Source organism: Pseudomonas sp. TE36184 (assembly GCF_054060055.1).
This window is the reverse complement of record NZ_JBSSCU010000001.1, coordinates 1,029,678-1,045,829: the sequence shown is the minus strand read 5'-3', so window position 1 is coordinate 1,045,829 and position 16,152 is coordinate 1,029,678. Positions and strand designations below refer to the sequence as shown.

17 protein-coding genes are annotated in these 16,152 nt (G+C 61.5%); 12 read left to right on the top strand and 5 right to left on the bottom strand.

What is annotated here, in order from left to right; all coding sequences use genetic code 11:
• Window positions 1-94 precede the first annotated feature (94 nt).
• Entirely contained in the window at window positions 95-1,156 is a 1,062-nt protein-coding gene (locus ACVWZP_RS04710; protein WP_457369441.1) for an NAD(P)H-dependent flavin oxidoreductase, read from the top strand.
• A 6-nt stretch (window positions 1,157-1,162) separates the two neighbouring features.
• On the opposite strand, the gene ACVWZP_RS04705 is transcribed toward ACVWZP_RS04710, so the two are convergent.
• Window positions 1,163-4,903, bottom strand: a complete 3,741-nt coding sequence (locus tag ACVWZP_RS04705) for a hypothetical protein (protein WP_457369440.1) — start codon at window positions 4,901-4,903, stop codon at window positions 1,163-1,165.
• A gap of 220 nt (window positions 4,904-5,123) precedes the next feature.
• On the opposite strand from ACVWZP_RS04705, the gene modA reads away from it, so the two are divergent.
• The 4 genes from modA to ACVWZP_RS04685 all read left to right on the top strand — a co-directional run bounded on the left by modA (window position 5,124) and on the right by ACVWZP_RS04685 (window position 8,645).
• Complete coding sequence (gene modA / locus ACVWZP_RS04700; RefSeq protein ID WP_046383545.1) at window positions 5,124-5,891, top strand: molybdate ABC transporter substrate-binding protein; 768 nt, start codon at window positions 5,124-5,126, stop codon at window positions 5,889-5,891.
• Window positions 5,892-6,572, top strand: a complete 681-nt coding sequence (gene modB, locus ACVWZP_RS04695) for a molybdate ABC transporter permease subunit (protein WP_017846319.1) — start codon at window positions 5,892-5,894, stop codon at window positions 6,570-6,572.
• Complete coding sequence (gene modC / locus ACVWZP_RS04690; RefSeq protein WP_371920063.1) at window positions 6,572-7,657, top strand: molybdenum ABC transporter ATP-binding protein; 1,086 nt, start codon at window positions 6,572-6,574, stop codon at window positions 7,655-7,657. The genes modB and modC overlap by 1 nt, the downstream gene beginning before the upstream one ends.
• Before the next feature lie 283 nt (window positions 7,658-7,940).
• A complete protein-coding gene (locus ACVWZP_RS04685) occupies window positions 7,941-8,645 on the top strand; it encodes a YoaK family protein (protein WP_017846321.1) in 705 nt (234 codons plus the stop codon).
• A 144-nt stretch (window positions 8,646-8,789) separates the two neighbouring features.
• Here the strand turns inward: ACVWZP_RS04685 and ACVWZP_RS04680 are convergent, their stop codons facing one another.
• A complete protein-coding gene (locus ACVWZP_RS04680; protein WP_457369439.1) occupies window positions 8,790-9,143 on the bottom strand; it encodes a hypothetical protein in 354 nt (117 codons plus the stop codon).
• A gap of 109 nt (window positions 9,144-9,252) precedes the next feature.
• Here ACVWZP_RS04680 and ACVWZP_RS04675 point away from each other — a divergent pair, with 109 nt between their 5' ends.
• Window positions 9,253-9,510: a hypothetical protein gene (locus ACVWZP_RS04675; protein ID WP_017846323.1), complete on the top strand. Its 258-nt coding sequence runs from the start codon at window positions 9,253-9,255 to the stop codon at window positions 9,508-9,510.
• A 106-nt stretch (window positions 9,511-9,616) separates the two neighbouring features.
• Here ACVWZP_RS04675 and ACVWZP_RS04670 read toward each other — a convergent pair whose 3' ends face one another.
• The 3 genes from ACVWZP_RS04670 to ACVWZP_RS04660 form a co-directional block, all read right to left on the bottom strand.
• Window positions 9,617-9,928, bottom strand: coding sequence for an AzlD domain-containing protein (locus ACVWZP_RS04670; RefSeq protein ID WP_177030601.1), 312 nt, complete (start codon window positions 9,926-9,928; stop codon window positions 9,617-9,619).
• The gene (locus tag ACVWZP_RS04665) at window positions 9,925-10,620 is read right to left on the bottom strand and encodes an AzlC family ABC transporter permease (RefSeq protein ID WP_457369438.1); all 696 of its coding nucleotides are present in this window, start codon (window positions 10,618-10,620) and stop codon (window positions 9,925-9,927) included. Before ACVWZP_RS04665 ends, ACVWZP_RS04670 begins: the two co-directional genes overlap by 4 nt.
• 71 nt (window positions 10,621-10,691) lie before the next feature.
• Entirely contained in the window at window positions 10,692-10,907 is a 216-nt protein-coding gene (locus ACVWZP_RS04660; RefSeq protein ID WP_017846326.1) for a hypothetical protein, read from the bottom strand.
• A gap of 177 nt (window positions 10,908-11,084) precedes the next feature.
• On the opposite strand from ACVWZP_RS04660, the gene ACVWZP_RS04655 reads away from it, so the two are divergent.
• The 6 genes from ACVWZP_RS04655 to ACVWZP_RS04630 all read left to right on the top strand — a co-directional run bounded on the left by ACVWZP_RS04655 (window position 11,085) and on the right by ACVWZP_RS04630 (window position 15,453).
• Window positions 11,085-11,441: a metalloregulator ArsR/SmtB family transcription factor gene (locus ACVWZP_RS04655; RefSeq protein ID WP_046385300.1), complete on the top strand. Its 357-nt coding sequence runs from the start codon at window positions 11,085-11,087 to the stop codon at window positions 11,439-11,441.
• 19 nt (window positions 11,442-11,460) lie between these two features.
• Window positions 11,461-12,744, top strand: a complete 1,284-nt coding sequence (locus tag ACVWZP_RS04650; protein WP_457369437.1) for an arsenic transporter — start codon at window positions 11,461-11,463, stop codon at window positions 12,742-12,744.
• A gap of 12 nt (window positions 12,745-12,756) precedes the next feature.
• A complete protein-coding gene (locus tag ACVWZP_RS04645) occupies window positions 12,757-13,236 on the top strand; it encodes an arsenate reductase ArsC (RefSeq protein WP_046383550.1) in 480 nt (159 codons plus the stop codon).
• 2 nt (window positions 13,237-13,238) lie between these two features.
• A complete protein-coding gene (arsH, locus tag ACVWZP_RS04640) occupies window positions 13,239-13,925 on the top strand; it encodes an arsenical resistance protein ArsH (protein ID WP_046383551.1) in 687 nt (228 codons plus the stop codon).
• A 50-nt stretch (window positions 13,926-13,975) separates the two neighbouring features.
• The gene (locus tag ACVWZP_RS04635) at window positions 13,976-14,767 is read left to right on the top strand and encodes an AraC family transcriptional regulator (RefSeq protein WP_256822169.1); all 792 of its coding nucleotides are present in this window, start codon (window positions 13,976-13,978) and stop codon (window positions 14,765-14,767) included.
• 74 nt (window positions 14,768-14,841) lie between these two features.
• Window positions 14,842-15,453, top strand: a complete 612-nt coding sequence (locus ACVWZP_RS04630; RefSeq protein ID WP_256822168.1) for a LysE family transporter — start codon at window positions 14,842-14,844, stop codon at window positions 15,451-15,453.
• Window positions 15,454-16,152 lie beyond the last annotated feature (699 nt).

The window sequence follows — 16,152 nt, the reverse complement described above, 5'->3', positions numbered from 1 at the left end:
CCCAGGCTGCGTCCAGTGAATAAAACAGACTGGCCGGATGCCAAGGGCCCTGCTAAAACAGCGAAAACTCTTACCAACGCTGGAGACGCATCCCATGAGCACCTGGCCAGACACGCGCATTCTCGATCTGCTGGGCATCGAGGTACCGATTATCCAGGCGCCCATGGCCGGTGCAACCACCGCGCAAATGGTCATCGCCGCCAACGAGGCCGGCGCGCTCGGTTCGATGCCGGCGGCGGCGCTGAGTATCGAGCAGTTGCGCGATGCGTTGAGTACTATCCGTCAGGCCAGTACGCGGCCGATCAACGTGAACTTCTTTTGCCATCAACCGCCCGAGGCGGACGACGCCCGTGATCGGCGCTGGAAAGACCTGCTGCAACCCTACTACCGCGAACTGGACGCCGACTTTGATGCTCCGACGCCGGTGACCAACCGTGCGCCGTTCAACGAAGCGGCTTGTGAAGTGGTGGAAGCGTTCCGTCCCGAGGTGGTCAGTTTCCATTTCGGCTTGCCGGAAAAGTCCTTGCTCGACCGTGTCAAAGCGACCGGCGCCAAGGTACTTTCATCGGCCACAACCGTCGAAGAAGCGATTTGGCTGGAACAGCATGGCTGCGATGCGATCATCGCCATGGGCCTTGAAGCCGGCGGCCACCGCGGTATGTTTCTCAGCGACGACCTCGACAGCCAGATCGGCTTGATGGCGCTGGTGCCGCAGATCGTCGACGCCGTGAGCGTGCCAGTGATCGCCGCCGGCGGTATCGCTGACGCGCGCGGCATCGCGGCCGCCTTTGCCTTGGGTGCTTCGGCGGTGCAGATCGGTACCGCCTACCTGTTGACCCCCGAAGCCACGGTCAGCCCCTCGCACCACCATGCATTGCGCCACGCCCAGGCCAGCGAAACCGCGCTGACCAACCTGTTCACCGGCCGACCGGCACGCGGCATCGTCAACCGGGTGATGCGAGAACTCGGCGCGATCAACCCGCTGGCCCCGGCCTTCCCCAGGGCCGGCGGTGCGTTGCTGCCACTCAAGGCCAAGGATGAAGCCGGCTTCAGCAACCTGTGGGCGGGCCAGGCGGTGGGCCTGCGGCATCCGTTCGCAACCCGCGAGCTGACCACCTGGCTGGCAGAACAAGCCTTGAGCCGGCTGTCTCGGTAACGCACGTCAGATCAGTATCGGCTCTGCGGGTGGAAGGCCGCTGAGCCGACGTTCGTGCAGCGGCGTCAACACAGTAAACCGCTGTTGACGCAACGCACAGATGCCATATACGACTCGGGCAAAGTGTTCGTTGCTGTCGTCATAGGGCTGGCTCGCCATGATCAGCGCGAAACAGCATTCGGCCTGGCGCTCCTGGGCCATCTTGCGGATCAATCCCAACCCTATCCCCAGCAACGCCCGGCTACTGGTCATGGTCAGTCGCTCATAACCGGAGCTGCGCTGGTGATGACACTCGCGCTGCTGGCCCCGGGCGAGCTGTTCATACAGCGCGTCCAGTTCAGCGGCGGTGTATAAATCCACCGTCGCCTGCTCGCCTGACACATGAAGTTCCAGTTGCTGTTTAAATAACAGTCGCCACGCATCGTCGTCGATTCCGGCCCGCACCGCGACCCAGTCGACACAATCGACCAGCGCGTTTTGCGCGCTCGCGAGCGTGCTTGGCAAACCGGCCTGCAGGGCTTCGAGGTGGATCAATGCCTGGTTGACCAAGTCTGCCTCCTCAGCCATCACGCCCTCCATCAGTTCTCGATAGCCGCCCCGCGGTTCGTTACGCCATGCCTGAAGGAAGCCCAGCATCAAGGCCCGTAACTCACCGATCGCCTGCACGCCAATGGTGCGCCGCAATAGCCCTTCCGCCTCGTCGACCAGGCCGCTGAGGTTGCTGACTTGCGCCAGCAGTTCAGACTGATTGAAGGTCGCCGGTTCATAGAGCGATAGCGATGCATTGATCGGCAACTGGTGAAAGACCTGGGCCCAGACACGCTCCAACTGCTCGCGAACCCCGCAGACGAAATCCAGGGGAAACGACAGCACGCTGTAATCGCCGCCATTGACGAAGGGGCTCCAACTGATGCCCAGCGCAAACGCCCCGTCAACCTCCAGGCTTGCGTTGGCAAAGTCCGGATAAAACTTGTAAATCACCAACGCTCCCTCCAAGGCCGGCAACCCGCGCACGCAGTCCTCCCAGCCTTTCAACGTACCGAAATAGCCGCGACCGTTCATTGAGGCATCGAGGTCGCCCAGGCTGAAATCGACCATCGCGGTGTCCGTTGCATCCCGAATCGACAACGCAAAATGCGTTTGCGGGCGCTGATCGCCGAGTTCGGAGAAAATCAGCACGCCGACGGCCTGTGTCTCCCAGCGTTGGCTGCGTAAAAAGTCGGAACAGCTTTTCGCCTCGGCATAACCGCAGGTGGCGGTTGCCTGGAGGTAACCTTTGAGTTCGGCGCTTTTGCCCCGGTCGTCGAAGGCTTTTTCCATGCGCTGGCGCAGGTCGATCAACCAGAATGGCGTGGAGACAAAAGTCTCGGACTCACTGGTCTGTTTCAACTTTATCGGGACGTCGTAGTCTATGGGCGCATTCAGAATCGGCGCGACAGTCCGACCGCCGAGCGTCGACTGCTTGAGCAATATGCGCAACTTGGCATTGGCGCTGGGCAGGTCGGCCCCCAGGTCGACCATCGCCAATAGCACCCCCAGCTTGCACTCATGGATGTAGTGGGCGTAGTCCTCGGGCCGATCGGTATTTTGCGCCAACGCATACGTAAGGCCGACATCACCGACATTGGCGATGAAGCGCGCCATGCCGGAAAGCAGCAGCGCGCCCAACCCACTCAGAGGCCCGACGGCCGCCGTCACCAGGCCGGACACCGCACGGGCGACACTTTTGAACATCGCCAGTTTTACCCGGCGCCGCTCTTCGTCGGACGAAAACACTGCGTAGTCGACCTGCCCCTTGATATCCGCGATGGCCGCCAATTGCAATTGCGCGTTGATGTGCTGGGTATCACGAAAGGACACCGGCTCCGGGGCGAAACGCCGGTAATGGTAGCCATAGCGTTTTTTTTGCGGAAAAAAATCCTGAGGCACCAGGTTCATTTTCTGCGGGAAAGGGGAATGTTCCGCGACAAATCGCATCAACACCTCCGAGGGTTGCCCGGCGGTGGTGCTTGGTGCCCAGACCGCCCACTTGAGCTCGGTGAAGTTGAGGGATATCAGCAATGCCTTCTGTGAGTTGAATTTGAGCACAATCGCATTGGGCACCACCGCTTCGTTGAATAGCAGCAGTCGCGGTTTCAACTCGCCTTTCAAGTAGTGGAACGCACACCCTCGCAAGTCTTCGTCGGCTGCATCGACTTGCGCGAGGTAGCGTGCGACCCGCACCCTGGCGAGGGCGTCACAGGTTTCGCCGAACAGTTTCTGGTAGTCGTCGCTGGCGGCCAGCGCATCGATATCCGCCAGGAAGTCAGCCAGCAACACGTCGCGCATCCCGGTCAATGTCGCGACTTGCGACGCTGGCAAGGCTTGCCCCTGCACGTGCACGGCACTGAGTTTTTCCTGGAAGTACGCACGCCGTTGCGGCTCACCCAACAGCACTTGTTCAAAGGAAAAGTACTTGTAGCGTGGCGGCACGAATGCACTCACGCCAGGAGAATATGTGGGGTGGCCTATCAGGTATTTGAACTTGAATTGGCGTTCTTTTTTGAACAATTGCTGGGTGTCTTGAGACAAACCGGACTTCTTCAGGCAGCGATCGATCAACGATTCGATATAGTCTTTGGCGATCTTGTTATTGCCCACGCTCTCCCTCAGCCCATCCCATTTTTGCCAGGCCTGGGTCGTGGTTGCCTCGGGCGTCGGGGGCGCGGTGGGGGCCTTCCAGCCGGTACGTTCGCGGGGCTGAATGCTGACCGCTATAAACAGCCGCGCGGCATCGCAGCGCACGAACCATTGATTGGGCCGCTCGCTCTGCAGCCGGATGCCGCCGTCTTCCTGCAAGACGCCGCAGTTGACCCAGGGGCAGCGGTAACTCATGTAGACGCTGAGATAGTAGTGCCAATCCGCAGCGGCGCGGCGCGAGGCCGGAACCTCGATGATGTAGCGCTCCTCATCGGCCTGATAAGGCATTGCGCTCAGGGTCACCTCGATCACTTCGTCGGCCTTCAGCGCTTGGTCGGCGAGGAGGACGGCACGGGGCGTCCAGCGCGGGAAAATGCTGAAATCGGCGTCGAGTACCGCCTCGCCGAACGGCTTGACCCACAGCGTGTTTTTGCCGGGCTCATCGGAATAACGAATGTGATCGCCGCTGCGTGCGCCAATACGCATCCCCGGCCAACCGGTGCCAATCGCCCTGGGCCATTGCCCGGCCCCCAGGGAAATCAGCGGGAGATCGAACCAGATATCCGCAAGCAGGCGCTTACTCGCCCCCCACACGGAGAACAGCACCACCTCGGTCTTGAGCAAAGGCCGTGTCGCGATCGCCAGGCCACGCTCTTCCCACTCGACACTCTGGGCCTGGCCTGACACTCGCAGGCTGTCGAGAAAGTATCGATGGGCCGTCAAGCGTTGGGCCAATGCCCCGTAAAACTTGGGAAACAGGACATTGACCTGCACGCTGTCAGTCGATTGGTTTTTTCCGACACTCGCGCGCCAAGTGAAGCGCTTGTCGAGGATTTTCCACAGGGGCATTTCCTGGCGCTCGACAATCAACGCAGGACTTCCCGGCTCGGCCCCCTCCTCCAGGATCGAAAACTCCACCGGTATCAACGATTGCGTGGTGATCAGCGCCTTGGCCTGCGGTTCCAGTGCCGAAGCGCTGAGTACGCGGTCCAGCCAGGCTTTCACGGCGGCCTCGCTGGTAAGGTTGTTCGGTGCACCGACGTTGATATAGGCATATTCCCTTTGCATGGCACTTGCTCCTTTGCCGGCTAAAGGAGCTGCACTATCAACGGGTTCCCATGCATTGGCTGTCAGGAGGCGGGCCGTTGCCGCCGGGAAATGTCAGCGCGGGGCCGGCGGATTCCCCTTGCCATTTTTTCGCTATATACCTATACATACACCGCTTGACCGCCCCCATGGTCCGGCAGCGCTCAATACTGGCTTTTTTCCTTCTCATACGGAGCTATCCATGACCTTCAGCCTCCCACGCTTGATTCGCCCCGGCCTGGCGGCCGTCATTGCGCTTGTCACCGCCGCTGCGGTCCACGCCGATGAAGTCCAGGTGGCCGTCGCCGCCAACTTCACCGCACCGATCCAGGCGATTGCCGCCGATTTCGAGAAGGACACCGGTCACAAGCTGATCGCCGCCTACGGTGCCACCGGGCAGTTCTATACCCAGATCAAGAACGGCGCGCCGTTCGAAGTGTTCCTCAGCGCCGACGACACCACCCCGCAAAAACTCGAAACCGAAGGCGATACCGTCAAGGGTTCGCGCTTTACCTACGCGGTCGGCACCCTGGCGCTGTGGTCGGCGAAGGAAGGTTATGTCGATGCCAAGGGCGATGTGCTCAAGCAGAACGCGTTCAAGCACCTGTCCATCGCCAACCCGAAAGCCGCGCCCTACGGGCTGGCCGCCACCCAAGTGCTGGCCAAGGAAGGCTTGACCGAGAAGCTCAAGGACAAGCTCGTCGAGGGCCAGAACATCACCCAGGCCTATCAGTTTGTCTCCACCGGCAATGCCGAGTTGGGGTTTGTGGCCTTGTCGCAGATCTACAAAGACGGCAAAGTCACCAGCGGTTCGGCGTGGATCGTCCCGGCGTCCATGCATGACCCGATCAAACAGGATGCGGTGATCCTCAACAAGGGCAAAGACAGCGCCGCAGCCAAGGCGCTGGTCGAGTACCTGAAAGGGCCGAAAGCCGCTGCCGTTATCAAGTCCTACGGTTACGAGCTCTAAATGCCGCTATCGAGTGCCGATTTTTCCGCGATCTGGTTGACCATCAAACTGGCGTCACTGACCACGGTGATCCTGCTGGTCATCGGCACTCCGATTGCCCTGTGGCTGTCGCGCACGCGCTCCTGGTGGCGCGGGCCTATCGGCGCGGTGGTCGCCCTGCCGCTGGTGCTGCCGCCCACGGTCATCGGCTTCTATCTGCTGCTGACGATGGGGCCGCACGGTTACTTCGGCCAGTTCACCCAATGGCTGGGCCTGGGCACCCTGACCTTCAGTTTCGCCGGGCTGGTGATCGGCTCGGTGATCTATTCCATGCCGTTCGTGGTGCAGCCGTTGCAAAACGCCTTCTCCGCCATCGGCACACGCCCCTTGGAAGTGGCCGCGACCTTGCGCGCCAACCCCTGGGACACGTTCTTCAGCGTGATCCTGCCCCTGGCCCGCCCGGGGTTTATCACCGCGTCGATTCTCGGCTTTGCGCATACCGTCGGCGAGTTCGGCGTGGTGCTGATGATCGGCGGCAATATCCCGGACAAGACCCGGGTCGTCTCGGTGCAGATCTACGACCACGTCGAAGCCATGGAATACGCCCAGGCGCACTGGCTGGCCGGCGCCATGGTGGTGTTCGCGTTCCTCGTGTTGCTGGCGCTCTACTCCAGCCGTAAAACCAAGATGGGCTGGAGCTGATGCCGATGATCGATGTACGCCTGCACCTCACGTATTCCGCCTTTGCCCTGAAAGTGGACCTGCAACTGCCCGGTCGCGGCGTCACCGCGCTGTATGGGCATTCCGGCTCCGGCAAGACCACCTGCCTGCGCTGCATTGCAGGGCTGGAACGTGCCGAGGACGGTTTTGTCCAGGTCAACGACGAAGTCTGGCAAGACAGCCGCAACGGGCTGTTCGTACCGCCGCATAAACGTGCGCTGGGCTATGTGTTCCAGGAAGCGAGCCTGTTCCCCCATCTGTCGGTGCGCGCCAATCTGGAATTCGGCCTCAAGCGCATCCCGCGTGCGCAACGTCGCGTCGACATGGCCCAGGCCACCGAACTGTTGGGCATCGGCCACTTGCTTGAGCGGCATCCGCAGCACTTGTCCGGCGGCGAGCGCCAGCGCATCGGTATCGCCCGCGCGCTACTGACCAGCCCGCGCCTGTTATTGATGGACGAACCGCTGGCGGCACTCGACAGCCAACGCAAAGGTGAAATCCTGCCTTACCTGGAACGCCTGCACGACGAACTGGACATTCCGGTGCTCTACGTCAGCCACGCCCAGGACGAGGTGGCGCGCCTGGCCGATCACATCGTGTTGCTGCGCGACGGCCAGGCCCTGGCCAGCGGCCCCATCGGTGAAACCCTGGCGCGGCTGGATTTGCCCTTGGCCTTGGGCGACGACGCCGGTGTGGTGATCAACGGCACGGTAAGCGCTTACGACGCGCACTATCAATTGCTGACCCTGCAACTGCCCGGCAGTGCCTTGCAGATGCGCGTCGCCCATACGCCGCTGGCCTTGGGCAAAGCCCTGCGGGTCAAGGTGCAGGCGCGGGATGTGAGCCTCAACTTACAGGCCGAAGCCCACAGCAGCATCCTCAATCGCCTGCCGGTGACGGTCACCCAGGAGATTGCGGCGGACAACAGCGCCCATGTGCTGGTGCGCCTGGATGCCGGCGGTACGCCGTTGCTGGCACGGATCACACGCTTCTCCCGCGACCAGTTGCAACTGCACCCCGGCCAGATGCTGTGGGCGCAGATCAAGGCGGTGGCGGTGCTGGCGTAGCCGCGAAACCTTGTGGCCGCAGCGTCTTGCGTTGCAGTCAATCAGACAGACCGGCCTGATCTGTTTGTAACCTGCTGTCCGCCGACCTGCCCCGCGACCTGCAAGGACATTACCTACGCAATGGGAGTGTCACACCTCGAGTTTTTTACAGGCGATCGAGTCCTCTCATACTTTGGTCTGGCATGACGCTGGCTGGAGGCTGGAAGCGGCCTGAGGTCATTGCGCCAGACATCAAAGCGCCTTACGGTAGTGGCCGCATAATCTCACCGAGGAACCCAGCCCGATGCTGCCTTCGTCCCAAAAGCCCTACGCCAACGTCGTACTCGCCCGTCAACAGCAATGGCGGGGTCGTGTCGGCATGATGCTGGTGGCCAGCCTGTCTGTGCTGGCGGGCATGACCGATGCCATTGGTTTCATGGCCAGTGGCGACTTTGTCTCATTCATGAGCGGCAACACCACGCGCCTGGCAGTAGCGATCAGCGAAGGTGACCTGGGCCTGACCGGGCGCCTGCTGTTGCTGGTCGCGACCTTCGTGGTCGGCAACGCCTTGGGTATCGTGGTCAGCCGCATGAGCGGCCGTCACGCCCTGCCCCTGCTGCTGTGCATCGCGGCGCTGCTCTGCGGCGGCGCGCTGTGGCCGTTCGCCGATATGCTGCCCGCCTTGCTCGCGGCGATTGTGGCGATGGGCATGCTCAATGCCGCGGTCGAAGAGGTCAACGGCTTGCCGGTGGGGCTTACCTATGTCACCGGCGCGCTGTCACGCTTTGGTCGCGGGTTGGGACGCTGGCTGCTGGGGGAGCGTCGCAACGGGTGGCGCGTGCAGTTGGTCCCCTGGACGGGGATGTTCATCGGGGCGGTGATCGGGGCGTTGCTCGAGCACCGCATGGGCTTGGGTGCGCTGCTGGTCAGCGGGGCGCTGGCTGCGGTTTTGGGTCTGGTGTCACTGAAGATCCCCCGGCGCTGGCACTTGGGTTATATGCCGCGCTGATGACCTGGGAGGCTCGCCCGACGTGACGGCCTCGACATCCGTGTACTGGTAAAGAGCTATTACGTCGAGCGAGCGGGGGGAATCATAGGATAATGCCCCGCGACTGTCCCGCAGGGCATTTCCTAAAAGCACTACGGCAACAGATTACAGACAAGTCGCAAGTGCGGCCAAACGGCGCTTGGCGACCATGGAGTCTTCGGCGGTGTAGTAATCGACAGAGGAACCGGTCCCTGCGCTGCGCACGTCGGCAAAGTAATCGCCGCCGGTGGTGTACACCGTGAAACCGCCCGCCCCGATCGGCTCCTTGAAGCCGCCGGCGTCGACACCAAACACCGCCTCGTCCTGCCAGCCGAACTGGATACATTGGGCAACCACCAGCGCAGCCTTGTCCGACGCCAAGGTCTTGTAGGGCGTGCCGGTGCGTGCCGCGTTCATTTTCGAGCCCGCGCAGCCGGCCAGTGCTGCCAGTACCAATGCGCCAATTACCAGTTTCCGCATGCCATCGCTCCTTGGAAAAAAACGCGACTCTACCATTAGCAGGCGACACTCACGGATTATTACGTCACCCTGTCGCCTACTTGCGAGTTCGCTTCTACCTGGAAAACCGATGACACCCAATGCCGAACGCTACAACCCATCCACCGACTATGCCGACAAGCTGATCAGCCGCATCGGCCAGACGCCCACGTGGATCGCCAAGCGCATTGGCGTGACGGACAAGCGCATTCGCTACATTCTCGACGGCGAGCGCACGGTGAAAGGCGAAAGTACGCCGATCCAGATGACCTACACCGAGCAGTTCGCGCTGGAGTGCCTGGCGGCCGAGGCCAAGGCGAAAAAGAAGGCGACGCCGCCCACCGAATGAATTTAGTTTCACTGTGACAGCAGAACGCGCCACCGATAATGGCCGGGCTCATTTTTAGAAGTCTCCTTCAGCCCGCCCTCCCGCGGGCTTTTTTTCGCCGGTGTGTTTAGAACCACCAGCGAAACAGGTAGAACAACGCCATGCTCAACAGCACGGTGAGCAGCACATTGCGCGTCCAGACCATCAGCGCCACCGCGCAGATCCCGGCCAGCAGGTAGGGGTTGGCCAGGCTCAGGTTGAGCCGGTGGTCGGCGAAGAAAATGATCGGCCCGCAAATCGCCGTGAGCATGCCCGGTACCGCGAACCCGAGAAACTCCCGCGCACCGCGGGTGAGCCGCACGGGCAGGCGCGGTTCGATAAACAGGTAGCGGTTAAAAAATACGATCAAGCCCATTGCAACAATCATCACAAAAATCATGCCTGCCCGACTCCCAGTCGTTTGCAGGCATACCCTGCACTCATGCCCAACACACCCGATACCACCACGGCCGACTCCCACTGCAGGAAGCTCAAGCCGACCGAGCACAACAGCGCCACCGCCACGCACACCACGGTGGACACATCGCGCACCACGGGCGTGATCAACGCGATAAAGGTCGCGACAATCGAGAACTCCAGGCCCAGGTGTTCGAGCCCTGGAATGCTCTTGCCCAGGACAATGCCGGCGAGGGTGAACAGGTTCCAGGCAATATAGAACGTCAGGCCAACACCCAGTGCGTACCAGCGGTTGAAGGTTTCGCGGTCGTACTGGCTGACCAGGGCGAAGAACTCATCGGTCATCAGGAAACCCAGGCTCATGCGCCAGCGCGGTTTGAGCGCGGACAATGTGGGGCGCAGATGCATGCCGTACAGCAGATGTTGTGAGGTCAGCAGCAAAGTCGTGAGCAAGATGGAGATCAGGCTGGCGCCGCTCTTGACCATGCCGATGGCCACCAGTTGCGCGGCACCGGCAAACACGATGGCGGAAAGCCCCTGGGCTTCGAGCGGGGAAAAGTGCGCTTCGATGGCCATTGAACCAGCCAGCAAGCCCCAGGGCGCGCACGCCAGGGACAACGGAATGACAGCAATCGCGCCACGGGCGAAGGCGTAGTGAGGTAAAGCAGTAGGCATGGGAACCGCTCATCGACAGACAGTCGACAAGCATGCCAGCGCAATATGCAGGTTGTCTTGAACGATCTTGCTCAGGCGAGCCTTACCGACACCAGTTCAACCGAGTCCCGCGCTTCGCGCAGTTCATAGGCGTCCTGGTTGAGACGGTGGATGGTATTGAGCAAGCGCTGGCGCAGCACTTCATCGCCGAGTTTTTCGACGGCACGCATCAGATCGAACGCCGCGGTTTCGTTATTTTCCGCGACGGAATCGAGGGTCTTGCGCAGATTGCGAGTGGCACGGGTCACGCGTGGTATTCCTTCATCAGCTATGGGCAGGCACTTTAGGACATTTGTGTTTCATTTTAATTTCAATCACTTGTGGCGTGTTTCCAGACATTTGATCCATATCAATTGAAACAGGATTTGACTGAAACATATGGAAATACGTATATTCAGATATACCTATACGAGCAGGCCTTGACCGTGTCAGTCCCTTTCTCACCTCCAACCCTATTCAAATGCCTGGCCGATGCCACTCGCGTGCGAATGACCTTGCTGATCCTGCGCGAAGGCGAACTTTGCGTGTGCGAACTGATCCATGCACTTGACGACAGCCAGCCGAAAATCTCCCGCCACCTCGCGCAACTGCGCAACAGCGGGTTGCTGCTGGATCGTCGCCAAGGGCAATGGATCTACTACCGCATCAATCCGGCACTGCCCGACTGGGTGACTCACGTGCTGGACACCACCCTGCAAGCCAACCAGCCATGGTTGCAAAACGACGCGCTGCGTCTTGATGCAATGGGCGACAGACCACAACGAGCCAGCACCTGCTGTTGAGCCACCGGAGCGTTTATTCATGCTTGTCGCAATTGCGATTTTTATCTTCACCATCATCCTGGTCATCTGGCAGCCCAAAGGCCTGGGTGTCGGTTGGAGCGCGACCATGGGCGCGATCCTCGCACTGGCCTGCGGCGTGATCAGCCTGGCGGACATCCCGGTGGTGTGGCACATCATCTGGAATGCCACCGGCACCTTTGTCGCGCTGATCGTCATCAGCCTGTTGCTGGACGAGGCCGGGTTCTTTGCCTGGGCTGCGCTGCATGTGGCCCGTTGGGGCCGTGGTCGCGGCCGGCGGTTGTTTGCCTACATGGTGCTGCTGGGCGCGTTGGTGTCGGCGCTGTTTGCCAATGACGGCGCGGCACTGATCCTCACGCCGATTGTGATGTCGATGCTGCTGGCGTTGCGTTTTTCTCCGGCGGCGACCCTGGCGTTCGTCATGGGCGCGGGGTTTATCGCCGACACGGCGAGCCTGCCGCTGGTGGTGTCGAACCTGGTGAACATTGTCTCGGCGGACTATTTCAAGATCGGCTTCAATGAATACGCAGCGGTGATGGTGCCGGTGAACCTGGTCAGCGTCGCCGCCACCCTGGCGGTGCTGTTGTGGTTTTTCCGCCGCGATATTCCGCAGACCTACGACCCGGCCGACCTGGCGGACCCGGCCAGCGCCATTCACGACCGCGCCACTTTTCGCGCCGGCTGGTGGGTGCTGGGTATCCTGCTGATCGGCTGCTTTGCCCTGGAACCGTTGGGGATTCCCATCAGCGCGATCTCTGCGGTGTGCGCGGTGTTGCTGCTGGTGATCGCCGCCAAAGGCCACAAGATTTCCACGCGCAAAGTGCTCAAGGAAGCGCCCTGGCAGATCGTGATCTTTTCCCTGGGCATGTACCTGGTGGTCTACGGGCTGCGCAACGCCGGGCTGACCACTTACCTGGCGACCTGGCTCGACACCTTCGCCACCTACGGCGTATGGGGCGCGGCGATGGGCACCGGGGTGCTGACGGCATTGTTGTCTTCGGCAATGAACAACCTGCCGACCGTGTTGATCGGTGCGCTGTCCATCGAATCCAGCCATGCCGCGGGCGTGGTCAAGGACGCGATGATCTACGCCAACGTGATCGGCAGCGACCTCGGCCCGAAAATCACCCCCATCGGCAGCCTGGCCACCCTACTGTGGCTGCATATCCTGGCGCGCAAAGGCATCACCATCACCTGGGGTTACTACTTCAAGGTCGGCATCGTCCTGACCTTGCCGGTGTTGCTGGTCACTCTCGCCGCCCTCGCCTTGCGTCTTAGCCTCTAAGGACATACGCCAATGAAAGTCTTGTTCATGTGTACCGCCAACAGCTGCCGGAGCATTTTGTCCGAAGCGATGTTCAACCACCTGGCGCCAGAAGGGTTTGAGGCGGTCAGCTCCGGCAGCTTCCCCAAGGGCCAGGTGCTGCCCCGCAGCCTGAGCACCTTGCAGGCGGCGGGCATCCGCACGCAGGGCTTGTACAGCAAGGGCAACGACGCCTTTGAAGGCAGCCCGCCGGATGTGGTGATCACGGTGTGCGACAAGGCCGCCGGTGAAGCCTGCCCAGTGTATTTCGGCCCGGCGCTGAAGGCGCACTGGGGGTTGGCAGACCCTTCGGATGTCGACGGCGACGAGGCGAGCATCCAAGCCGCATTCGACGCCACGCTGCGCACCATCGCCACACGCTGCCGGGCGTTTTTCGCGCTGCCCTTTGCCGACCTCAACCCTGGCGAACTGAAAGCCGAACTCGAGCGCATTGCGCTGTTGCAGGCGGAGTAACCATGAGTACCCTGCCCAATCTGGACGCGTCGTTAATCACCTCCGGCCCGCTCGATTCGAGTCGGCCGCCGCGCATTTTGCTGCTCTACGGCTCAACCCGCGAACGCTCGTTCAGCCGCCTGCTGGTGGAAGAGGCCGCGCGCCTCTTGCAGCACTTCGGCGCACAAACGCGCATTTTCGACCCGAGCGGCTTGCCATTACCCGATGATGCCCCGCGTGAGCATCCGAAGGTGCAGGAGCTGTTGGAACTGATGCAATGGTCGGAAGGCCAGGTCTGGTGTTCCCCTGAACGACACGGTTCGATGTCGGCAGTGTTCAAAGCGCAAATCGACTGGGTGCCGTTGTCCTTGGGCGCGGTCCGCCCGACCCAGGGCAAAACCCTGGCGGTGATGCAAGTGTGCGGCGGTTCCCAGTCCTTCAACACGGTCAACCAACTGCGCGTACTCGGGCGTTGGATGCGTATGTTCACCATCCCCAATCAATCCTCGGTGCCCAAGGCGTTCATGGAGTTCGATGATCAGGACCGCATGAAACCCTCGGCGCTCTATGATCGCGTTGTCGACGTGATGGAGGAACTGGTGAAGTTCACCGTGCTGCTGCGTGATCGTCCGGATTTGGTCGACCGCTACTCGGAGCGCAGGGAAAGCGCCGAAGAACTGTCGCAACGGGTCAATCAACGGTCGATCTGAGCCTGGCTGACGGCGTATGCTCACGTCCATCCCATGACTGAGCCGACCCCATGAGCACCCTGCAACACGCCTGGCTGGGCGACTACGAAATCAACAGCGTCCACTGCTCCGGCCTGACCTTTGCCCGCCACAGCCACGACGAATGCGTGATCGGCGTGAACCTGGTGGGCGAAGAAAACGTGTGGCTGGACCGCCGCGAATTCGTGGCTGGGCCAGGCGCCATCACCTTGTACAACCCCGGGCAGATTCAGGGCGGCGGTGCAGCGGAAGGCACGCCGTGGCAGTTTGTCAGCCTGTACGTCAGCGCCGAGCAATTGGCCGCCGACCTGGGGTTGGCGCATGTCGAATTCGATCGATCGTTGTGTTTCCAGCCGGATCTGGCGCGGCGCCTGGCGGTTGTGGCAAAAGGCGCATCGAGCGGCGACGTTCTGGTCCGCGAGCTAAACGAAGACGCCCTGGTTGTGCTGCTGGGAGAAGTGGTCGGCCTCAGCGGCGTGCGCTTGCCCGGCAACGCGGCAGCCGGCAAAAGCCTGATCGGCCGCGCCCAGGAATTGCTCGCCGCACAGTTGCATCAATCGCTGCCGCTGGACCACCTCGGCGAGGCGCTGGGGTTGTCCAAGTTCCACCTGCTGCGCACCTTTCAAAAAGAGACCGGGCTCAGCCCTCGCCAGTGGGCCATGCAATTGCGCACGCGCCGCGCCAAAGGCCTGTTGCGCAATGGGATGGCGGCCGGCGAGGTCGCCCATCAGCTCGGTTTTGCCGACCAGAGCCACCTCAACCGGCACTTCCGCGCCGCCTATGGCCTCACGCCTGGCCGCTATCAGAGTGTGGCGAAACGCTGAACAGCACAATCTGGTCCAAGACAACGCGTGCGTGCGCCAGCACACTGCCCGCCATCACTTGATGGAGCATAGGGATGCTGGCGATCTTCTTTTACGCACTGGTATTCGGTTTTGTGTTTTGCCTGTCCCCCGGCGCTGTGCTGGCGGAGACCTTGCGCCGTGGTTTGCAACACGGTTTCACCCCGGCGTTGCTGGTGCAGGTCGGTTCGCTGGTCGGCGATGCGGTGTGGGCCGTGATCGGCCTGACCGGCATCGCGCTGTTGATCCAGCATGACGCCGTGCGCGTGCCGCTGACCCTCCTCTGCGCGCTCTACCTCGCCTGGCTCGGCGTGCGCAGCCTGCTCGACGCCTGGCGTTTGCCCGCAGCCGCCAGCGCACCGGCCGGCTCCGGCACGAATGCGCTGGCGGTGGGCGCAGCCATTTCGCTGGCCAACCCGAAGAACATTGTGTACTGGGGGGCGCTGGGCAGTGCGTTGTCGGGCATCGTCGGGGCTACGCCCAGCCACACGCAGACGCTGATGTTTTTCGGCGGTTTCATGCTGGCCTCGGTGCTGTCGTGTTTTCTGACGGCCGCACTGGTCAATCTGCTGCGCAAGAACGCCTCGCCGACCTGGCAACGCATCAGTTACGCGGCATGCGGTGTAGTCTTGATCTATCTCGCCGTTCTCGCCGCGCAAGGCATATGAAGTTATATATGCCCGGTAACTTGTGAATATGTTTTATCTGAATAGACTCTGAACACTTGGCATTTTAATTAATCATGCGTTGACATTCCGCAACCGGCTGAGTAGATTGCCCCTGCCCGCAATTGGGGCCTTTTTTAAACCTCACAAAAGAAGCCAATGGACACAGTATCTAGTCGCTGTCCGAGCACCGCGTTGGCGGGCATCGGGCGCCCAACCCAGAAGATGACAGGACTTGCCTCTCCGGTCCGGTAAGCTGCGCTAGAGCTTGTGCTCCACCGTAACTGCCTCGCCGGTCGCCCGTCCGGTCCCGAGGTGTGTTATGACCTTCCAAACCTTTGTTGTAAAAGATGTACGAACGCTGGCCGCGACCCTGCGGGCCAAGCTGTGCCGAGCGCCCGCAGGCGTTTGTGTTGCCCGCCCGGCCTTTGCCGTACCCTCCCCTCGAATGCGCCCGGCCCATCCGCTGGCGCACTGGCGTGCCTGCCCGACGACTGGCCGACTGCAGCAGCATTGGGCTCACGCCGCCCCTCAAGACCCACAGAGACGTAACGTTTCCAACCTGGCTGAAGCCCGCCTGATGCCCGCTCTTTACCTGGGCACTCGCGCCGCTTGACCGCTTGGAAACAGCAACTTTCTGATCAATACCCTGGAGTTCTTTTATGAACCTTTCCAGTAGTAGCCCGCTGCGCGCGCAGTAAC

Coding starts and splice junctions, on each gene's coding strand:
- ACVWZP_RS04710 (WP_457369441.1), top strand. CDS start 95: ATGAGCACCTGGCCAGACACGCGCATTCTCGATCTGCTGGGCATCGAG.
- ACVWZP_RS04705 (WP_457369440.1), bottom strand. CDS start 4,903: ATGCAAAGGGAATATGCCTATATCAACGTCGGTGCACCGAACAACCTT.
- modA (WP_046383545.1), top strand. CDS start 5,124: ATGACCTTCAGCCTCCCACGCTTGATTCGCCCCGGCCTGGCGGCCGTC.
- modB (WP_017846319.1), top strand. CDS start 5,892: ATGCCGCTATCGAGTGCCGATTTTTCCGCGATCTGGTTGACCATCAAA.
- modC (WP_371920063.1), top strand. CDS start 6,572: ATGCCGATGATCGATGTACGCCTGCACCTCACGTATTCCGCCTTTGCC.
- ACVWZP_RS04685 (WP_017846321.1), top strand. CDS start 7,941: ATGCTGCCTTCGTCCCAAAAGCCCTACGCCAACGTCGTACTCGCCCGT.
- ACVWZP_RS04680 (WP_457369439.1), bottom strand. CDS start 9,143: ATGCGGAAACTGGTAATTGGCGCATTGGTACTGGCAGCACTGGCCGGC.
- ACVWZP_RS04675 (WP_017846323.1), top strand. CDS start 9,253: ATGACACCCAATGCCGAACGCTACAACCCATCCACCGACTATGCCGAC.
- ACVWZP_RS04670 (WP_177030601.1), bottom strand. CDS start 9,928: ATGATTTTTGTGATGATTGTTGCAATGGGCTTGATCGTATTTTTTAAC.
- ACVWZP_RS04665 (WP_457369438.1), bottom strand. CDS start 10,620: ATGCCTACTGCTTTACCTCACTACGCCTTCGCCCGTGGCGCGATTGCT.
- ACVWZP_RS04650 (WP_457369437.1), top strand. CDS start 11,461: ATGCTTGTCGCAATTGCGATTTTTATCTTCACCATCATCCTGGTCATC.
- ACVWZP_RS04645 (WP_046383550.1), top strand. CDS start 12,757: ATGAAAGTCTTGTTCATGTGTACCGCCAACAGCTGCCGGAGCATTTTG.
- arsH (WP_046383551.1), top strand. CDS start 13,239: ATGAGTACCCTGCCCAATCTGGACGCGTCGTTAATCACCTCCGGCCCG.
- ACVWZP_RS04635 (WP_256822169.1), top strand. CDS start 13,976: ATGAGCACCCTGCAACACGCCTGGCTGGGCGACTACGAAATCAACAGC.
- ACVWZP_RS04630 (WP_256822168.1), top strand. CDS start 14,842: ATGCTGGCGATCTTCTTTTACGCACTGGTATTCGGTTTTGTGTTTTGC.